This is a genomic window from Candidatus Vicinibacter affinis (assembly GCA_016714365.1).
Lineage (GTDB): Bacteria > Bacteroidota > Bacteroidia > Chitinophagales > Saprospiraceae > Vicinibacter > Vicinibacter affinis.
Genome location: JADJNH010000007.1, coordinates 304,898 through 322,029 on the forward strand (window position 1 = coordinate 304,898; position 17,132 = coordinate 322,029).

At 35.4% G+C, this 17,132-nt stretch carries 22 protein-coding genes and 2 pseudogenes; 13 read left to right on the top strand and 11 right to left on the bottom strand.

Features of this window, described 5'->3' with window-relative positions; all coding sequences use genetic code 11:
• Positions 1-7: 7 nt before the first annotated feature.
• Genes IPJ53_16080 through IPJ53_16100 form a run of 5 tightly spaced genes read left to right on the top strand, consistent with a single transcriptional unit; the run spans position 8 to position 4,405 of the window.
• Positions 8-571, top strand: a complete 564-nt coding sequence (locus tag IPJ53_16080) for a fasciclin domain-containing protein (protein MBK7800622.1) — start codon at positions 8-10, stop codon at positions 569-571.
• A gap of 58 nt (positions 572-629) precedes the next feature.
• A complete protein-coding gene (locus IPJ53_16085) occupies positions 630-1,646 on the top strand; it encodes a hypothetical protein (GenBank protein MBK7800623.1) in 1,017 nt (338 codons plus the stop codon).
• Positions 1,597-2,886: a nitrous oxide reductase family maturation protein NosD gene (nosD, locus tag IPJ53_16090; GenBank protein MBK7800624.1), complete on the top strand. Its 1,290-nt coding sequence runs from the start codon at positions 1,597-1,599 to the stop codon at positions 2,884-2,886. The genes IPJ53_16085 and nosD overlap by 50 nt, the downstream gene beginning before the upstream one ends.
• A complete protein-coding gene (locus IPJ53_16095) occupies positions 2,883-3,617 on the top strand; it encodes an ABC transporter ATP-binding protein (protein ID MBK7800625.1) in 735 nt (244 codons plus the stop codon). The genes nosD and IPJ53_16095 overlap by 4 nt, the downstream gene beginning before the upstream one ends.
• 20 nt (positions 3,618-3,637) lie before the next feature.
• Complete coding sequence (locus IPJ53_16100; GenBank protein ID MBK7800626.1) at positions 3,638-4,405, top strand: ABC transporter permease subunit; 768 nt, start codon at positions 3,638-3,640, stop codon at positions 4,403-4,405.
• Between the two features lie 139 nt (positions 4,406-4,544).
• On the opposite strand, the gene IPJ53_16105 is transcribed toward IPJ53_16100, so the two are convergent.
• On the bottom strand, positions 4,545-4,745 hold the full coding sequence (locus IPJ53_16105) for a hypothetical protein (protein ID MBK7800627.1): 201 nt from the start codon (positions 4,743-4,745) through the stop codon (positions 4,545-4,547).
• 519 nt (positions 4,746-5,264) lie between these two features.
• Between IPJ53_16105 and IPJ53_16110 the strand changes: the two genes are divergently transcribed.
• The 4 genes from IPJ53_16110 to IPJ53_16125 all read left to right on the top strand — a co-directional run bounded on the left by IPJ53_16110 (position 5,265) and on the right by IPJ53_16125 (position 6,860).
• A complete protein-coding gene (locus IPJ53_16110) occupies positions 5,265-5,504 on the top strand; it encodes a helix-turn-helix domain-containing protein (GenBank protein ID MBK7800628.1) in 240 nt (79 codons plus the stop codon).
• Positions 5,431-5,721, top strand: coding sequence for a helix-turn-helix domain-containing protein (locus IPJ53_16115; GenBank protein MBK7800629.1), 291 nt, complete (start codon positions 5,431-5,433; stop codon positions 5,719-5,721). Before IPJ53_16110 ends, IPJ53_16115 begins: the two co-directional genes overlap by 74 nt.
• Positions 5,690-6,043, top strand: a complete 354-nt coding sequence (locus IPJ53_16120; protein ID MBK7800630.1) for a transposase family protein — start codon at positions 5,690-5,692, stop codon at positions 6,041-6,043. Before IPJ53_16115 ends, IPJ53_16120 begins: the two co-directional genes overlap by 32 nt.
• 427 nt (positions 6,044-6,470) lie before the next feature.
• Positions 6,471-6,860 (top strand): hypothetical protein, encoded by a 390-nt coding sequence (locus IPJ53_16125; protein ID MBK7800631.1) that lies wholly within the window; start codon positions 6,471-6,473, stop codon positions 6,858-6,860.
• Between the two features lie 141 nt (positions 6,861-7,001).
• Here the strand turns inward: IPJ53_16125 and IPJ53_16130 are convergent, their stop codons facing one another.
• Positions 7,002-7,448, bottom strand: coding sequence for a hypothetical protein (locus IPJ53_16130; protein MBK7800632.1), 447 nt, complete (start codon positions 7,446-7,448; stop codon positions 7,002-7,004).
• Positions 7,432-8,124, bottom strand: coding sequence for a hypothetical protein (locus IPJ53_16135; GenBank protein ID MBK7800633.1), 693 nt, complete (start codon positions 8,122-8,124; stop codon positions 7,432-7,434). The genes IPJ53_16130 and IPJ53_16135 overlap by 17 nt, the downstream gene beginning before the upstream one ends.
• Positions 8,125-8,701: 577 nt before the next feature.
• On the opposite strand from IPJ53_16135, the gene IPJ53_16140 reads away from it, so the two are divergent.
• Positions 8,702-8,935, top strand: coding sequence for a hypothetical protein (locus IPJ53_16140; GenBank protein MBK7800634.1), 234 nt, complete (start codon positions 8,702-8,704; stop codon positions 8,933-8,935).
• 168 nt (positions 8,936-9,103) lie between these two features.
• Here IPJ53_16140 and IPJ53_16145 read toward each other — a convergent pair whose 3' ends face one another.
• The 6 genes and pseudogenes from IPJ53_16145 to IPJ53_16170 form a co-directional block, all read right to left on the bottom strand.
• Positions 9,104-9,613, bottom strand: a complete 510-nt coding sequence (locus IPJ53_16145) for an ORF6N domain-containing protein (GenBank protein ID MBK7800635.1) — start codon at positions 9,611-9,613, stop codon at positions 9,104-9,106.
• A 127-nt stretch (positions 9,614-9,740) separates the two neighbouring features.
• Entirely contained in the window at positions 9,741-10,424 is a 684-nt protein-coding gene (locus IPJ53_16150) for a tyrosine-type recombinase/integrase (GenBank protein MBK7800636.1), read from the bottom strand.
• Entirely contained in the window at positions 10,421-11,338 is a 918-nt protein-coding gene (locus IPJ53_16155; protein MBK7800637.1) for a tyrosine-type recombinase/integrase, read from the bottom strand. Before IPJ53_16155 ends, IPJ53_16150 begins: the two co-directional genes overlap by 4 nt.
• Positions 11,339-11,478: 140 nt before the next feature.
• Positions 11,479-13,023: a hypothetical protein gene (locus IPJ53_16160; protein ID MBK7800638.1), complete on the bottom strand. Its 1,545-nt coding sequence runs from the start codon at positions 13,021-13,023 to the stop codon at positions 11,479-11,481.
• A pseudogene (locus IPJ53_16165) lies at positions 13,014-13,806 on the bottom strand (toprim domain-containing protein). The gene IPJ53_16160 and the pseudogene IPJ53_16165 overlap by 10 nt, the downstream one beginning before the upstream one ends.
• A 69-nt stretch (positions 13,807-13,875) precedes the next feature.
• Positions 13,876-14,148, bottom strand: a pseudogene (locus tag IPJ53_16170) (DNA primase).
• Between the two features lie 162 nt (positions 14,149-14,310).
• Between IPJ53_16170 and IPJ53_16175 the strand changes: the two are divergent.
• Positions 14,311-14,652 (top strand): helix-turn-helix transcriptional regulator, encoded by a 342-nt coding sequence (locus IPJ53_16175; GenBank protein MBK7800639.1) that lies wholly within the window; start codon positions 14,311-14,313, stop codon positions 14,650-14,652.
• 7 nt (positions 14,653-14,659) lie between these two features.
• Positions 14,660-14,995, top strand: coding sequence for a hypothetical protein (locus tag IPJ53_16180; protein ID MBK7800640.1), 336 nt, complete (start codon positions 14,660-14,662; stop codon positions 14,993-14,995).
• Positions 14,996-15,018: 23 nt separating this feature from the next.
• On the opposite strand, the gene IPJ53_16185 is transcribed toward IPJ53_16180, so the two are convergent.
• Positions 15,019-15,507, bottom strand: a complete 489-nt coding sequence (locus IPJ53_16185) for a hypothetical protein (GenBank protein ID MBK7800641.1) — start codon at positions 15,505-15,507, stop codon at positions 15,019-15,021.
• Positions 15,504-16,211 carry a hypothetical protein gene (locus tag IPJ53_16190; GenBank protein MBK7800642.1) on the bottom strand — a complete coding sequence of 236 codons (708 nt, stop codon included), beginning with the start codon at positions 16,209-16,211 and terminating at the stop codon, positions 15,504-15,506. The genes IPJ53_16185 and IPJ53_16190 overlap by 4 nt, the downstream gene beginning before the upstream one ends.
• Before the next feature lie 590 nt (positions 16,212-16,801).
• Here IPJ53_16190 and IPJ53_16195 point away from each other — a divergent pair.
• A complete protein-coding gene (locus tag IPJ53_16195) occupies positions 16,802-17,020 on the top strand; it encodes a hypothetical protein (protein MBK7800643.1) in 219 nt (72 codons plus the stop codon).
• The last annotated feature ends 112 nt before the right edge of the window (positions 17,021-17,132 follow it).

A 17,132-nucleotide genomic window follows, 5' to 3' on the forward strand; every position in this document is an offset into this window, starting at 1 on the left:
TACTCCAATGAAAAAATATTTTTGTCTGCTCGCAATATTAACCACTTCCATTTTTATCTCTTGTAATACAAACCCAAAAACCGAGACAACCAGGTCTGTAGAGGCGGCCGCTGTACCGTCCGGTGGTCAGGAAGCAGTTCAGGATGATGTATCACAGAAAGACATTGTAAAAGTTGCAGTAGGTTCACCAGATCACACTACACTCGTTGCTGCTTTGAAGCAAGCAGAGTATGTGGATGATATTTCAAATGCCGGTCCGTTTACTGTGTTTGCACCTACAAATGATGCATTTGCAAAATTACCTGCAGGCACTGTGGAAGGTCTCATGAAACCAGATCAAAAAATGGCCTTACAAAATATTTTAGAATACCATGTCGCAGTAGGTGGATACAAAGCTGAGATGCTTCAGGATGGTCAAACTATCGGAATGGCCAATGGCGATAACATCACTGTAAGCTTCAAAGGTGACAAGATGATGGTAAATGGTACCGCTAATGTAATAGCAAGTGTACCTGCCAGTAATGGAATTATTCATATTATTGATGCAGTCTTGCTGCCACCAGCAAAGTAAAACCCATTTCGAGCGCAACATCCCATCAACAACACAGCTCTGAATCTAAATAAATGTCATGCATAAACTGAACAATCCATCAAGAATCATAATTGCCATAGCTTCTATCTCGCTAATTGGGTGCTTGTTTGTGCCTTTGTGGCGTATCGATTTATTTGCACCACAATATCCGGAAGGGCTTACCATGAAAATATGGCACAACGATATCAAAGGCCAAATCGATATTATCAATGGACTGAATCACTACATTGGTATGCGCCACATAGGCGTTGACATGTTTCCTGAGTTTCAGTTTATCGCATACATCATCGTATTTTATATTTTGCTGGGTTTGATGGTGGCACTTTATGGTAAAAGGGAAATACTTTTCTGGTATCTTGTACTCACCGTATTTGGTGGAATTTTTACACTGTATGATTTTTACAGGTGGGGTTACGAATACGGTCATAACCTGGATCCGGCAGCTGCTATTAAAGTGCCTGGACTGTCTTACCAACCACCAATTTTAGGCCATAAGCGCTTGCTTAATTTTGATGCCTATTCATTGCCTGACATTGGTGCTTGGTTGATAATCATAGCGGTCAGCATCATGGTAGTAATTTGGATTTACGATACGTTCAGGTATCACCGATTGAATCCGAAATCTGCTGTACTTTTTATTCCTTTATTATTTATTATTACTTCATGTTCCGTGAGCTCTGAGCCTATAAAATATGGCACTGACATCTGTTATACTTGTAAAATGGGAATCATTCAACCGGGATACGCTGCTGAATTGGTTACCAAAAAAGGAAAGGTATACAAATTCGATGATGTTGGTTGTATGATACTTATGTTAAAATCAGCTACTGTAAAAAATGAGGACATTCATGATAAATTAGTCATCAAATTCGACACCGAAAATGAATTCTTGAATGCAGAAGAAGCTTTTTATCTTCACGGTGAGAAGTTCCAAAGCCCTATGAATTTTAATTTAGCGGCTGTGGATTCAAAATTTATTCCTGATAGTTTATCCAAGAGTCAAGATGTTAAAATTCTCAAGTGGGCCGATATATATCAGTCGATTGCAAAGTAAAAAGCACCACATATTTCTGATTTTAGTACTCACAGCGTTTGTCGTAAATTCATTACGGGCAAACGCTGTTTGGGTTGGTGAACAACACGCAATAAAAAGTATTCGAGAAGGCATTCAAAAAACACCTTGTGGAGATACTCTTTTTGTCGATAAAGGTTTTTATCAGGAAGGTAATCTGGTAATCGACAAAAGTATTGCACTCATTGGACTTCATCAACCGATACTTGATGGTGGGAATCAGGTGGAAATTCTCACGATCAGTGCCGTGGATGTGACGGTCGCTGGATTCGTCTTTCAAAACAGTGGATCCTCCAGCATGGGCGATTTTGCCTCCATCAAATGCATTGATTGTTCTTATATTTATTTATTAAACAATAAAATTATAAACTCATTTTTTGGAATTCATTTTTCCAATTCAGATCATGGTATGATCATTAAAAATGTGATCAAAGGAAATCCAACCAATGAACAAAATACCGGAAACGGAATTCATGTCTGGAAATCAACCGATATGCATATCTCAGATAATGAAGTGAGTGGTCACCGGGATGGAATATATTTTGAATTTGTAACCGCATCTCTGATTGAACGGAACCATAGTTTCGAAAACATAAGATACGCGCTTCATTTCATGTTTTCACATCAGGACATGTATATCCATAACAACTTCTACAAAAATGGTGCAGGAGTTGCAGTGATGTATTCACATCATGTGCTCATGTATCACAACAATTTTGAAAAAAACTGGGGTAGTTCCGCCTTTGGGATTTTACTGAAAGAAATATCAGATAGTAAAATAGAATACAATACATTTACTGACAATACCGTAGGGATATACATGGAAGGAACCAGCAGAATTATCGTATCAAAAAATAAATTTTTTAGCAATGGCTGGGCTTTAAAAATTCAGGCCAGCTGCAATGAAAATGAAATCAATGAAAACAACTTCTTCAAAAATACCTTTGATGTAGCCAGCAATGGCACCATGGTCCTCAATTCCTTCACTCAAAATTATTGGGATAAATATGAAGGCTACGACCTTGCCAAAGACGGGATAGGTGATATACCCTATCACCCACTCAATTTATATTCAGTACTGGTGGAGCAAAATCCAAGTACACTAATCCTCTTAAGAAGCTTTTTAATTTCAATTCTTGACCGGGCTGAAAAAGTCATTCCTGTTTTAACTCCGGCAGACCTTGTTGACAACAAACCATCCATGAATCCCGTGATCCTATGATAAGCATCCAAAAATTACATAAAAGTTACCAAAGATTTAAGGCCCTTGAAGACATTAACTGTGAATGGAATGCAGGGCAGGTGGTTTCACTGATTGGCCCAAATGGTTCGGGTAAAACAACTTTGATAAAATGCATTCTTGGACTGGTCCATCCTGAAACTGGAAATATTTTACTGAATGGAAAATCCATTCTGGACAACTATGATTATAGATCCGCTATTGGCTACATGCCGCAGATCGGGCGATTTCCGGATCATCTTAAAGTAAATGAACTTTTTAGGCTATTGATAGAATTACGGGAGGAATACCATAATAAACTCGATTACGAACTTTATGAAGCATACCACATCGATCGTATAGCCCATAAAACCATGAGAAGTCTCTCGGGAGGAACCAGACAAAAAGTAAGTGCCGCTCTTGCTTTTCTTTTTAGTCCATCTATTTATATTCTGGATGAACCTACTGCCGGACTTGACCCAATTTCTTCCGAAATTCTAAAAGATAAAATTTCATTAGAGCACAGAAATGGAAAATTTATTTTACTCACCTCTCATATTTTAAGTGATCTGGAAGATCTCACCACGGATGTCCTTTATCTGCAGGAAGGAAAAATAAAATTTCAATTGGCAGTGGAAAAAATTCGTACCAATACCGGTGAAAATAAATTGAGCAGGGCCATTGCCAAAATGCTGTTAGAGAATTTGTACATTTCTCAAAGTTCATTGCAATAAAATAAAATCTGAAAATACCCATGCTTAAGCTGAGCAAAAATATTCTATTAGACATTATCAAAAATAAAGTAGTAATTGGTCTCACTTTGTTTCTATTCCTCGTTTCCTGGTCGCTGTTCAGTCTTGAAGAAAACAGCAGTAAGGCCACATTAAGTCTCATGAACATTATCATTATCGTGATTCCATTGATAAGCATGATCTTTACAACTACACACTATTACAACTCCTATGAATATATAGAATTACTCTTAGCCCAACCGCTAAGTCGAAGCAGATTAATCATTGCAGAATTTATTGGTATTGCAACTGCCTTATGCCTAAGCATCCTATTTGGAATGGGATTGCCCATGCTGCTGTATTCAACTGATTGGCTTGGCGGATATATTATCTTTATAACTTCAGCCTTATCTGTAAGCTGCGTTTCCATTGCATTACTTATTTCAGTATGGACCAGAGAAAAATCAAAGGGAATTGGAGTGGTTCTTATGGTTTGGTTCTATTTATCCCTGATCTATGACGGGTTAATATTGAGTATTATTTTTAGTTTTAGTGATTATCCTCTGGAGAAACTGACTTTGCTTCTATCAGCCCTCAATCCCATTGATTTATCGAGAATCTCAATTATGCTAAAAATGGATGTCAGTGCACTCCTTGGTTATACCGGGGCCTTATACAAAGATTTTTTTGGCAGTTATCAGGGCACCTTATATACCTTGATTACCATGCTGTGCTGGATACTGGTACCACTTTACTTTTCAATTAGAATTTTTAATAAAAAGGATATGTAATGAATTCAGCAAGTGTATTCACAGTCGTAAGTGATGAAGTTGAGAGCTTATTTTTAGTTTAATCAATACTTTGATAATTCCAGTTTTTCTTTTAAAAGATTCATTAACACTAAGCCAGAGGTGGTTTTTGATATCAAATTTATTCCTTTAATATTTTTTCATTATGAATATTACCTTTAACATTCATACCTATTAAGTTGTAAATTCCAGGTGGTAAAGATGAAGTTTTTAAAATTAAATTCTCACCAAATTCTGATAAATTGAATTCATCCATTAACTTGCCTTCAATATTATAAAGCTTATAACTTACTACTTCAGTCACTTCATGTTGAATAACCAATCGATCCTTAAATGGATTTGGCCATACTCGGAAATGGTAATCGTCAGCATAAAGTGGACCGAATATAACTAAAAACTAGTTAGTATTTCCAATATCAATTAAATTTACAAATTATGAAAACAAAGAAGAAACAAACCTCAGAAAAATTCATTAAGGAGATTCTCAGACGAACTAGAAGGATATAAAGCTCTGAACAAAAGATTGGTATTGTGATGAAAGCATTGAGAGCCTAGATATCAGTAGCAGAGTTATGTCGATAGTATTCAATACATGAACCGCAATTTTACAAATGGAATAAAGAGTTCTTGGAAGCAGGAAAGAAGCGATTATCTGGTGATACGACTAGGGAAGCCACAATTGATGAAGTATTAGAGCTTAGAAGGAAATTTTGGGTTTAAAAGAGATGGTTTTTGATATGGTGCTTCGATATGATATTGTAAAAAAAAGCTTGTCCGTGCTGGATTAACTGTAAAATTCAATAAGTATAAGAGATTTACGGATTCTGAAAAACAAGAGTTAATCAATATTGTAGTTGGCTCACAATTTGGTGTCAACAAAACTCTACGAGAGATTGGGCTTAATAAAAGTACTTTTTATAACTGGTATAAAGCATATTCTGATCATGGGGCGGATGGTTTAGCTCCAAGTAAACGTACTAGCAGAAGGCAATGGAACAGCATACCTCATGAGCAAAAAAAATCTTGTCGTCATACTTGCATTGGAGTTTCCTCATTTATCATCCAGGGAACTTGCTCATAAACTTACGGATGAACAACAAATATTTATCTCAGAATCAAGCGTTTATAGAATTTTAAAAGAAAGAGGATTGATCCCAGCTCCTGCACATTTTTTTATAGCAGCAGCAGATGAATTTAATAAAAAGACAGCATTCGTAAATCAGATTTGGAAAACAGACTTTACATACTTTAAAATCTTAGGCTGGGGTGTGGTATTACTTAAGTACTGTTTTAGATGATTACAGCAGATATATTGTCCATTGGGAACTGTGTAAAGGTATGAAAGTGGAGGATGTAAAAAGGACCGTTGATAGGGCAATCATCAAAGCTAAAATTGTCACTAAACAAAGACCTAAATTATTTTTAGATAATGGATCCTGTTACATAGCTTCAGATTTAAAAGATTATTTGAAAAATATTTATGACATGGACCAAATCCATGGACGGCCATTTCATCCTCAAACTCATGGAAAAATTGAACGAAATCATTGGACAATGAAAAACGTCGTAAACCTTGATAATTATGACTTCCCTGAGGAATTGGAAAGAGCTTTAGAATAATTTGTAGAAACTTATAACAATAAAAGATACCATGAATCATTAAATAATTTAACTCCTGCAGATGTGTATTTTGACCTTGGTGACCTCATTTTAAAAGAAAGAGAAAGAATTAAATTACAATGTATTAAAGATAGAAAAATTGAATATATAAAATTATTTCCTACTAAAATTAATAACTATAAACAAAAAGAATTAGCTTTGAATTAAATTGAAACACAATTTCGCGATAAGTTCAAATTACTTTGACGACATACAACCTGGTAGGTAACACTGACCAATTATTAGAGAAGAATATACTAAAACGCATCACAGATATAAAGAAGCTAACCAAGGACGACAGAAACACTGTCTTCGCCCTCCTTGATGCTTTCCTCCAGGATACTAAAACCAAACAGGCTTATTCGGAATAATTTAAACTTCATATTTTATGACTAAAACTATTAAATGGAAGGGAATTCAAGGAGAATATTCAATTCATGTGTCTAGGCTAGATCAATTCACAGAATGCATTCCAAAAGATTTAGAAGACAATCTATTCCCAGAACTAAAAGTTGCGATGAAAGATCCAGGTTTTGATATAAAAAATCATTCAGCGTTTATATTAAAGGGTGTAGTTGATATTGCGGATCGCTCAGCTTTAAGACTTGACTTGCAATTATCTCATAGCAATAAATCAACTGATACGCTAATAGATGACATATTAAGGGAAGAAGCCCAAGCGTTATTTCCAGACAACAAACTATTTCTTTACTCCTCTAGAATGTGTAACCATTTTGAAAGACAACATTGCTGGATTTTACAACCGAAAGATTCTTAACTAAATATTCATCTAATGTTAAAGGAGCTCTTTAATGTATTAGATGCTTATATCCGCGATTACAAAATAAGTATGGCGTATAGTAAATAATGACAGTATAAATTAATTCGAGAGAGCCTACACTTAAGCTGAAATACAAAATCATTTAGTAAGTTTCGTCAAATGAACTTTTCTTAGAGTATCCCCATTCAGTATTGGCAATAAAATTAATTCTTTAGGCAAATACTCTAATTTATAAATCCTATTTTCTTCTTGACCTACAATTGTTTGATAGCTAATTAATTCTTCATTTCTCTTATCATCAAAAACCTTCAATCTATCAGTATAATTTAACTTTATTCCAAAAGTTAAGTGTAAACCATATCCATCTAAGATTTCAACCTTAGAATTCAATCCTGCATGGAATTTAGCTCTCTGTTCAATCCAAGCATTATTTATTAGATTAGATGTATCCAAATATGAATACTTAAAAAGTCCACTTCTTTTAGATTCATCTATTGAACTAGAATAAATCTTATCAATCTTCAAAGGGTTACATTCAAAGCCTAATAAAAAGACTAATACCAAAATTCTATCTAATCGGATCATCCGTAACAGTATATTTATAAGTTGAGGCAGGAATATATTCCGTTTTTAACTTTGCAGCATCTATATTCAAATTCAAATCTTTAAGAATGTCATTCGATTGGGGCCCAAACAATAAAGCTGAACCATTCGGATTCTTTTCAATCAACTCTTTGAATTCTTTATTTGGCCAAGTAATACCAAAAGTCTTTTTGTCTGATCCATTATTGATATTTCCTGCATCACCTATACAGCGGACATAATCTGCACAATTATTACCATTCGATAAATCATAGGGTTGATTACCGCCTTTTTCAGCTTCTTGAATCATAGCTTGATCCTGTTGCTCAGAAGTTTTAATTCTGAATCCTAATTCGTAGGATTGTCCATTTCCATTATTTATATCATCATTAAATTTCTGTACGCTAACAAAATCTTGCTTCACAATTTCTGCATTTCCATTTGGCAATGAATTACCAGTCATATTATAAAATTTATAACCAGTCTTATCATTACCAATTAATACGGCTGAATGCCCACTTATTGGATATCCAAATGGTGCATTTTTCATCCATAAATAAATAAAGTCTGTTGGACCTCTTCCATCAGGATCTATTAATCTAACTGGATTATTTAATGTATAGTTATAAGGATTCCAATCAGGAAAATCGCTTGCCAATGGATCGACACCATACCACATCTGTACACTTTTTTTCTAACCTCTAGGATGTCTTTACATCCCTTCTACAAATATATGACCTTTTTTCTTTCAATTGAACTATTAATTGAAGTTGATTAGTTGAGATACTTTCCGGGTTCGATTCCTTCCCCGATTACCAAAGTATATAGTAAAGAATCAGTAGGGATTTCGCAATTACTTTTGATTTTTCAATTCCTGACGGCCTTTTCAATTGAAAAAAAAAGTTTAGCTCTTTTTATTGTGGTTCTACGTTTTTTTTGAGAAGGATACATTTCAAGCTTAATGATCTCTTAAGCAATCTAAAGCGGCGCGAGGTCTTGCTTTGTCAAGGTTTTCGGAAGAAAAATTTTAGTGTGTTGATTTTGTGTGTGAGCAAAAATTTTCTTCCAAAACCCGAAGGGCTTGACCTTTACAAAGCTGTGGGTTGGCAGCTAGCTTTGCTCAAGAGATCATTAAGCTATTTGAGGTTTTAACTACTCTTTGATATTTATGTACTGCATTTTATTATGGGTACGGCGGCTGGACTGGCGGTGCCGCAGGGCGAACAGGAAGCTTAAGAATGTAGCCTCAGCATTGCATGGATCTTGTGCGATGGACAGTGCTGAGACTACAGGCGGCTTTCCGTGCGGATCGTCAATACAATGCCTTTAAAACTATAAAATCTTATTATATTGACGATACGAGCCCAGCGGCCAGCAGGCCGCCCGAAACGATTCAGGCTGCGATGGATCTTGTACTCTATGAAGAATTGAATAGTGTACAAGAGACAGGAAAGCAGCCGTGTGGCGGTGCTCAGTCTGACTGCATATAGCGTGACAAAGACGCTCCTGTAATCAGGAGTGTCTGTTACTCGACGCAAGGAGAGTATGGCGCGATATATGCCGAAGACTGTCCCACCGCCACGCCGCTTAACCTGCTTTTTAATCGTGGTTCTTCTTTTTGCAGACAGTTCTGCTTCTTTGCGAAGACGAGATGTTTTTTATACGTCATCTGGTTTAAAGCCGATTTGTTTTCTTGGTGGATTCGGTTGTTCTAGTAGCTCATTTAATGCAGTAAATATAATTTGAATATCACCACTGTTATTTACAACTTGCTTTTCTAATTGCTCTAATTTTAATAGGATATCCTTGTGAGTCAGAACCATTTCTCTTAATCTTGTAAAAACTCTTACGATTTGTATGTTTACTTCAATAGCTCGTTCACTGTTGAGGACACTTGCAAGCATTACAACACCGTATTCTGTAAATGCATAAGGTAAATTTGGAGAATATTTTAAATTATTGAGGTGGTCGCAATTTGCGACTACCTCTGATTTCTCAATACCTGTTAATTGAAACATAAAATCTTCAGGGAAGCGTGTATGATTTCTCTTTACTTGTTCATTCAACCTCTTTGTTGTTACTCCATATAATTCTGCAATGTCTTTATCGATCATTACTTTTTTCCCTCTTATCAGTAAGATCTTACTTTCAACTATTCTATCTGGAATGCTTGGTTTTTTGTCATATTATTTTCAATTTACAAAGATAATGGTTTGATATTATATTTTTGCCTATTGTAACACCTTCCCGCCTATTGAAGGGGATGTATTTTGCTAATACTAACTTTCAATTCCTCTAATCCACTTTGCTTATATTCTTCCGTACATTTTTTTTGTAATTGATGATGCGATTGATTTGTCCTGGTGATGATGCTTGTCCTTTTTTATTTTCGAATAAATATATTTGTTCCTGATGTTCTCTGATATAATCACTGATCAACAATATTTGATTTGCTTTTAAAGCCAATGTCCTTGCATTATTCTTTTTGCTTCCGCCTATATGTACATTGGCTTCTATGAGATTTATATCGGTGATTTTTAGATTCACCAGTTCCCTCACCGTTAATGCCTGATAGATTAATAATCCAATGATGATCTCATCTCTGGTTTGATTCTTTTTATCATTGGATCGATGTTCTTTTAATAAGTTTTCTAATTGTTCTGTAGTGTATAAATTCTCTATCTCTATGCTTCGGTTGATTTGATCTCGTAGATATAACTTCTCACATGGATGATCTTTTCTGACTTCCATTTCTACTAAGTACCGATAGTATATTTTTATAGCAAAAAGGTGATTTCGCAAACTCTTTGGATGAAGATTACTCTTTCTTAGATAACTCACATATCCCATTATGTCATGATAGTTCGCTCTTTGAGCTTTACTTTGCATATACGCCCTATATTTATTAATCATATTCTCATAGCCTTTTGTTGATGATGCGCTGTAATGTTCATTTAAATATTCTAGTATTTTTATCATATATCGTCGATCATTTTTTTGATTTGCCTTTGTTGGATATGCGTATATATTTCTGTAGTCTCCATCTGATCATGTCCTAAAAACTGTCTCACTTGTTGTAATGGCATTCCTCCTTCTAATAAATGACTTGCTATGCTGTGCCTAAGATTGTGTATGCTGATTGTTTTGTTTTTAATTCGCTCATTTGCTGTTCTGTGGATGATCATTTTTAGAATCCTATTATAGGTGTCTTTTTGCATTCTTCTACCTCTCTGATTGAGTATAAAACTTTGACTCTCTTTCGTGTTCTCATAGATTCTAACTTCATTTAAATAATCATCGAGATCCTTGATAACTCCTGGCGATAATGGCATTACTCTGCGTTTATTATTCTTACCTCTAGGTACTATTAGAACACCCTCTTTGATCTTGATGTCATCCATATTACATTGTACCATTTCGGATACTCTTAGTCCACACCCATAAGCTAAACTTAATATCGCCCGCTCTAATAAACTTTCGGTATGGGTATATAATTCTATAATTTCCGACTGACTCAATATCGCTCGATCTGTCTTATGTTTGGGATAGGGTATTTTAATGGTGCTTACTGGATTTATTTCTATCTCTCCATATTGAAGCCGCATATTAAAATAGGATTCTACAACACTCATGTATTCATGAATGGTTTTTGGATTAAGTATAGATCCATTTCGCTTATTGGGCCTATTACATATGTAGTTGTAATATGTCCTTATGTTTTCCTCTGTGATTTCTTCAACTTGTTCTATCCCTCGTATCTGTTGTTGTTCGAAGAATTCTGCCAATTGATTGCATTTGATTCTTACACCATGTGCATTATATCCCAGAGTATTCAGATGATTTTTGTATTTTTCTATCTGTTCTTGATAATATTTTACCTTAAGCCAATTCATATTTTTTTATACCCCCTTGTTCCTTTTTTGCGAACACCGAACACCAGCCCTTTTTTGACATAAAACGCCCTGTTTATCGATACCCTGGTGTTCGGTCTGGCGTTCGGTCGATACCGAACACCAGAGGGTGTTCTCTATATTTAAAGATTTTGTAATTGTGTATTAAGACTGTCTTTGATCCTCGTCCTTATGCCTTGCATATTGTCCCAGTACGCTATCTGATACGTAAATCCTCGATTGGCAAAGCCTCTTTGTTTCAAATATTCCAGTTGCACCAATTTATTGATATAAAAATGTTGCTGTGTCTTCTTGATACCTGTGGCATTCATGATTTCGAATCTGTTAAACTCATAACTTATTTCTCCATTGACAGAGCCCTTGTTTTTCTCCTTTACAAAAGATTTGAGCTTTTCAAAAAACTGTCTCAAGCTTCCATCCAGTTCATCTACTTTAAGAATTATACTTTCGAATAATATTTCACAGGCTATTTGCAAATCTTCTTTCTCTGTGATCAATCTTCCTTGGTTGTCTTGTTTGCGTTGATATTGATTGATGATCGTTATTTGCTTGACAATACTCTGATACATTTCATTGAGTCGTCTGATCTTATGGGCATCATCTGGAAGATGGATTTTGTTTGCGTAGGGATTGATAATTTTGTAGGGCTTTAATAATCGTATGCAGTTTTGTAAGAATAAATTTGTTTTTTCTTCTTCGCGCTCGTTGATTTGTCCGGCATATTTTTGGTTTTGATAGTTGATGATTCTCTGTGTTTGTTCTCGGCTCTCGTCAACGGCGATTACAAAGCTCCTGCTAATATTATCTTCGTAATAATCACCTCGTGTCGTGCAGGCTATACTCGCTATAGGTCCTCTTACCGTTCGTTCTGTACTGCGGATATTTCCATCATCAAATTTCTGACTCGTACTGCTGATTAATATATCATTGCTCATCAGTTCTCTTAATGCTAGTAACGCTTCTTCTTTCAATCCGTCGATATCTTCGAAGCATAAGAATCTATTCACCAAATCATATTCTCCATAATTATAAAAGCTGCTTTCTGTCACTCGTGTGAATCGCTTCACATCTTCTTGTGGAATAAGATTTCCTATGATTTTTAATAGTCTGGTTTTGCCGCTTCCGGAGCTTCCTTGAATTAAAGCATGCAACGTCTCTTTCATCTTATAACTCGTAGCAATTACAAACAATAATATTCGGGTGTTCTCTTCACCAATTACACCGCATTGACCTATAAGTTTGTTGATGTTTGTTAAACAATTTGTTTGCTTTAGGAATTCGATACAGGCTTTAGTATTAATCTCATTGACCTGTGTTTTTATTCTTTCTGTACCATTCTTTGGTGTCGTTGTATTTCTATAATGTTCTAGTAATTTAGTGAGTATCATAAGGTCTCTTTGAATCTTCTCTTTTGTCACATGCAATACCTCCGCAGCAGCTTCTGCCGTGGTTTGGATTTGTTTGTATTCATATAGATCTAACTTTGATCTGTAGTCGATTCCTTCTTTAATATTTATAATTTGTAAGCTTATTTTTAGGCTATCGAGTAGTGGTTTGATACTGCCTTTGATCTCATATCGCATTCCTACTGATTCATAGCTTATATTGTTTGGGTTCTCGGTATTTAGATTTTCACTTTTGGCATAGTCATCAGTCGTCAGTCGCAAGTCATCAGATTTTTTTCAATTGAAATTTCTTCAGTTGAAAATAAAAGCTCTTGAACTTTACCTTCGCAATTGATTGGTTTTCGTTGCTCTATTAAATGTTGCAATACCTCTAATTTGGAATGACTAACTAATAAGCTATTTACATCTTCGCCGTCTGGAGTATTTACTATACTGATCTTAATATTAGCAAGCATTTCTTTAATTACAATCGCATATTTATTTACTGCCACCTTTCCGCTTTCGTCTCCATCAAAAAAAGAAAATTACTTCCTCCAGTTCTTTAAGATTTCTAATCGCTTCCTGATGTTCTTCCGTCAATCCATTCGTCCCATATGCAGCCACAATACTATACTGTTGTGTGATTGCAGCATTTTGTAACAGAGTGGCAGCATCAATGATCGCTTCTGTAATAATCAGTCCCTTTGTATTTTGATGAGGGTAGTGCGGATATAATCCGCTTCTATCTTTTAAATAATAGTGTTTACTTTCCTTATCGTTTATTGTACTGCGGAAGTATAATCCTGCAACCTGATTTTGTGAATTCTTCAGTGCAAACACAATGCAATTCTTTGCAAATATCTGATAGTTGCCTCTCGATGCATCTTCAGTCAATAATCCAACCTTGACTAAACTCTTAATCAATTCTTTGTTATCTCGATTCGTATAATGGAACTGTCCTGCATTATAGCCTACTTCGATTTGATTCGGATCCAAGTTTCTGCTTTTTAGGTATTCCAGTGCAGGGACGCTGCTGTTTAATCCATTTTTGAAGTAGATAAATATCTTTGTTAGCACATCAGTCCGGATAAATTCTTCACTCGGCTTTACTTGTTCATCAACCATTATCAATTGACCATTAATCATTGTTTTGGCCTTTTCTATTGCTTCGTGTTTGGTGATAGATTCCTTATACATAATAAAGTCTATCACATCCAGACTCTTCCCATGCGTCCTACAATTACTACTAAAACAATACGCTGTATTCGTCTTCGTATAGATCTGCATGCTCGGTGTCTTGTCATCATGGAATGGACATCTCATTCTTTGGTTCTTATCTGCCTCCATACCGTAATGGTCTAGGATTAGACCTATCGAAATCTGGGTCTTTATGTCTTGGATCTCCATTGGAAAAAATATTTTAATTTTCTTTCTTGGTCATTTCTGACCCAAATGTATAAGATCTGACTTGATTCACAAAACTATTTATGACTTTTTTTATTCACATTTGAACAGTATCTTTGTAACATCACCATAATATTGGTGTTTTTACGTCATAAATGACTAATTATGAGCAGTTTTGGAAAAAAATTAAGGGAATGTAGAGAAGCTAAGGGACTATCACAAAATGATCTGGCCAAGCTTCTAAACACCAATCATTCTATCATTGGCAAGTATGAGCGTGATGAAGTCAAACCTTCTATTGATGTCGTCAAGAACCTCGTTGATGAACTCGATACTTCTGTAGGATTCTTACTTGGAGAAAGTAATGACACCAATCTCCTTAAAGATCCTGCCATGCTCCAACGATTCAATGAGATTAATCAGCTTCCAGACAAAGACAAGGAAACCGTCTTTACCCTGTTAGACGCTTTCCTCGCTAATAATAAATTAAGGGCTATTCTAAAGTAAATAATTTATGGATCATCCAATCGCAGTTTCTTATCATGATGTCCTCTTAAGAAATGGTTTCATTGAAGAACTTCAACCTAATGAAATTTCCAATAATCGGCCATTCAGTATTTACATACGCAAAGCAAATAATGATGAAGGAGTTGATGCTGTCGAAGTGGAAGCATATTTGTCCTTTTGGAGATTAAGATATAATGGAAAATCTATTAAACTTGATGCTCTAGTACTATCTAAACACATTCACGATTCTGACCAAGAGAGGAATGATGATGTCAATCATCACTCCTTAATTAACCTCCAAAAGGCTTTTGATGATTTGAGTATTGATTTATTACTTACTTAAATTTCCAAAATCTTTTGTGTTATTTACTGCTTGTTAGTTACGAATCGAACAACTGGGGTATCACATCTGGGAAAAATAAAATCATTTCTATAGGAAATAAAATTACCCAAAGAATCAATTATCATTAAGTCATCATTATTGCAAATCCCAGCATTTTTCGGCCAAGCTTTTTCATCTTTGGCAGATGTAATAAAGTATTTCTCCACTCCAGTAAAAAAATATATAGTATTACACCCTATTTTTGTCTTAGGTACTATTTTCGAAAAAATTAATCTTTTGTTTCTTGTATTGTTAAAATTGAATATTGCAAATCCATTATAGGTATTATAATAATCAACCATTACACTACAATGACAATCCAAATTGCTTCTTTTAATGTATAATACAATTTCTTTCTTTAATTCAGTATTTATCTCATAATATTCAGAATTTGAATCGTCTAGCTTGTTAGAATTACACCCAAATAAAATCCATAATCCAAAAGTTATAAATAATATTGTTTCAATTTTCATCTTTTAGGAAATTTTTTGAAATTATCAATTGTTATTCCAGTGTTTTGTGCTCTATCATTTCCATTTCCATCTATATAATATTTATAAATTTTTCGATTACCGAGTCCAATTGTAAAGCCTAGTTTACTAGGATAATGATCCCTGAGAGTTTTCATATCATCCCCAGATGGAGCATTACCAGAGTTAGGATAGTAGTTATCTCTTGGGTGGGTGTGTACAGTAGCATCAAATTTTTGGTCTAGTCTAGTTATTGGATCTTTGAATTCACCATCACCAATTTTATAACCTGCCTTCCATGGTCGTGAATCACCTCCATCGTTAACCTTGTCAGGAGTTACTAATACTTTGTCGCTTGAAATAAATCCAAATTGTTCCTTACCTGTGTTTTCAGTAATTGAAGTCATGTGGCGAACTGCATCTTGTTGCGAACCAAACAATACACTACCATCTTTCCTATAATTATTCGTCCCTCTACCATCACTTGTTTTTTCAGAATGAGTTGCACCAAGATATCGTTGACCATCTTTCAAAAAGTCTTTTTGGTTATCCTTTGTCAGCTTCTCATCGAACCTCCTATTACAATTCTCATCTTCATACCAATCTCTTCCATCAGGATCAATAAATCTTATAGGGTTATTAGCTGTATAGGCAAAAGGATTATAGTCAGGATGTTTCTCTGTCATTGGATCGACCCCATACCACATCTGTACACTTTTTTTCTAACCTCTAGGATGTCTTTACATCCCTTCTACAAATATATGACCTTTTTTCTTTCAATTGAACTATTAATTGAAGTTGATTAGTTGAGATACTTTCCGGGTTCGATTCCTTCCCCGATTACCAAAGTATATAGTAAAGAATCAGTAGGGATTTCGCAATTACTTTTGATTTTTCAATTCCTGACGGCCTTTTCAATTGAAAAAAAAGTTTAGCTCTTTTTATTGTGGTTCTACGTTTTTTTTGAGAAGGATACATTTCAAGCTTAATGATCTCTTAAGCAATCTAAAGCGGCGCGAGGTCTTGCTTTGTCAAGGTTTTCGGAAGAAAAATTTTAGTGTGTTGATTTTGTGTGTGAGCAAAAATTTTCTTCCAAAACCCGAAGGGCTTGACCTTTACAAAGCTGTGGGTTGGCAGCTAGCTTTGCTCAAGAGATCATTAAGCTATTTGAGGTTTTAACTACTCTTTGATATTTATGTACTGCATTTTATTATGGGTACGGCGGCTGGACTGGCGGTGCCGCAGGGCGAACAGGAAGCTTAAGAATGTAGCCTCAGCATTGCATGGATCTTGTGCGATGGACAGTGCTGAGACTACAGGCGGCTTCCGTGCGGATCGTCAATACAATGCCTTTAAAACTATAAAATCTTATTATATTGACGATACGAGCCCAGCGGCCAGCAGGCCGCCCGAAACGATTCAGGCTGCGATGGATCTTGTACTCTATGAAGAATTGAATAGTGTACAAGAGACAGGAAAGCAGCCGTGTGGCGGTGCTCAGTCTGACTGCATATAGCGTGACAAAGACGCTCCTGTAATCAGGAGTGTCTGTTACTCGACGCAAGGAGAGTATGGCGCGATATATGCCGAAGACTGTCCCACCGCCACGCCGCTTAACCTGCTTTTTA

Coding starts and splice junctions, on each gene's coding strand:
- IPJ53_16135 (MBK7800633.1), bottom strand. CDS start 8,124: ATGTGGTATGGTGTCGATCCATTGGCAAGCGATTTTCCTGATTGGAAT.
- IPJ53_16185 (MBK7800641.1), bottom strand. CDS start 15,507: ATGAAAATTGAAACAATATTATTTATAACTTTTGGATTATGGATTTTA.
- IPJ53_16100 (MBK7800626.1), top strand. CDS start 3,638: ATGCTTAAGCTGAGCAAAAATATTCTATTAGACATTATCAAAAATAAA.
- IPJ53_16180 (MBK7800640.1), top strand. CDS start 14,660: ATGGATCATCCAATCGCAGTTTCTTATCATGATGTCCTCTTAAGAAAT.
- IPJ53_16140 (MBK7800634.1), top strand. CDS start 8,702: ATGGATCTTGTGCGATGGACAGTGCTGAGACTACAGGCGGCTTTCCGT.
- IPJ53_16190 (MBK7800642.1), bottom strand. CDS start 16,211: ATGTGGTATGGGGTCGATCCAATGACAGAGAAACATCCTGACTATAAT.
- IPJ53_16155 (MBK7800637.1), bottom strand. CDS start 11,338: ATGAATTGGCTTAAGGTAAAATATTATCAAGAACAGATAGAAAAATAC.
- IPJ53_16150 (MBK7800636.1), bottom strand. CDS start 10,424: ATGATAAAAATACTAGAATATTTAAATGAACATTACAGCGCATCATCA.
- IPJ53_16125 (MBK7800631.1), top strand. CDS start 6,471: ATGACTAAAACTATTAAATGGAAGGGAATTCAAGGAGAATATTCAATT.
- IPJ53_16195 (MBK7800643.1), top strand. CDS start 16,802: ATGGACAGTGCTGAGACTACAGGCGGCTTCCGTGCGGATCGTCAATAC.
- IPJ53_16095 (MBK7800625.1), top strand. CDS start 2,883: ATGATAAGCATCCAAAAATTACATAAAAGTTACCAAAGATTTAAGGCC.
- IPJ53_16175 (MBK7800639.1), top strand. CDS start 14,311: ATGAGCAGTTTTGGAAAAAAATTAAGGGAATGTAGAGAAGCTAAGGGA.
- IPJ53_16080 (MBK7800622.1), top strand. CDS start 8: ATGAAAAAATATTTTTGTCTGCTCGCAATATTAACCACTTCCATTTTT.
- nosD (MBK7800624.1), top strand. CDS start 1,597: ATGTTAAAATTCTCAAGTGGGCCGATATATATCAGTCGATTGCAAAGT.
- IPJ53_16130 (MBK7800632.1), bottom strand. CDS start 7,448: ATGATCCGATTAGATAGAATTTTGGTATTAGTCTTTTTATTAGGCTTT.
- IPJ53_16115 (MBK7800629.1), top strand. CDS start 5,431: ATGAGCAAAAAAAATCTTGTCGTCATACTTGCATTGGAGTTTCCTCAT.
- IPJ53_16085 (MBK7800623.1), top strand. CDS start 630: ATGCATAAACTGAACAATCCATCAAGAATCATAATTGCCATAGCTTCT.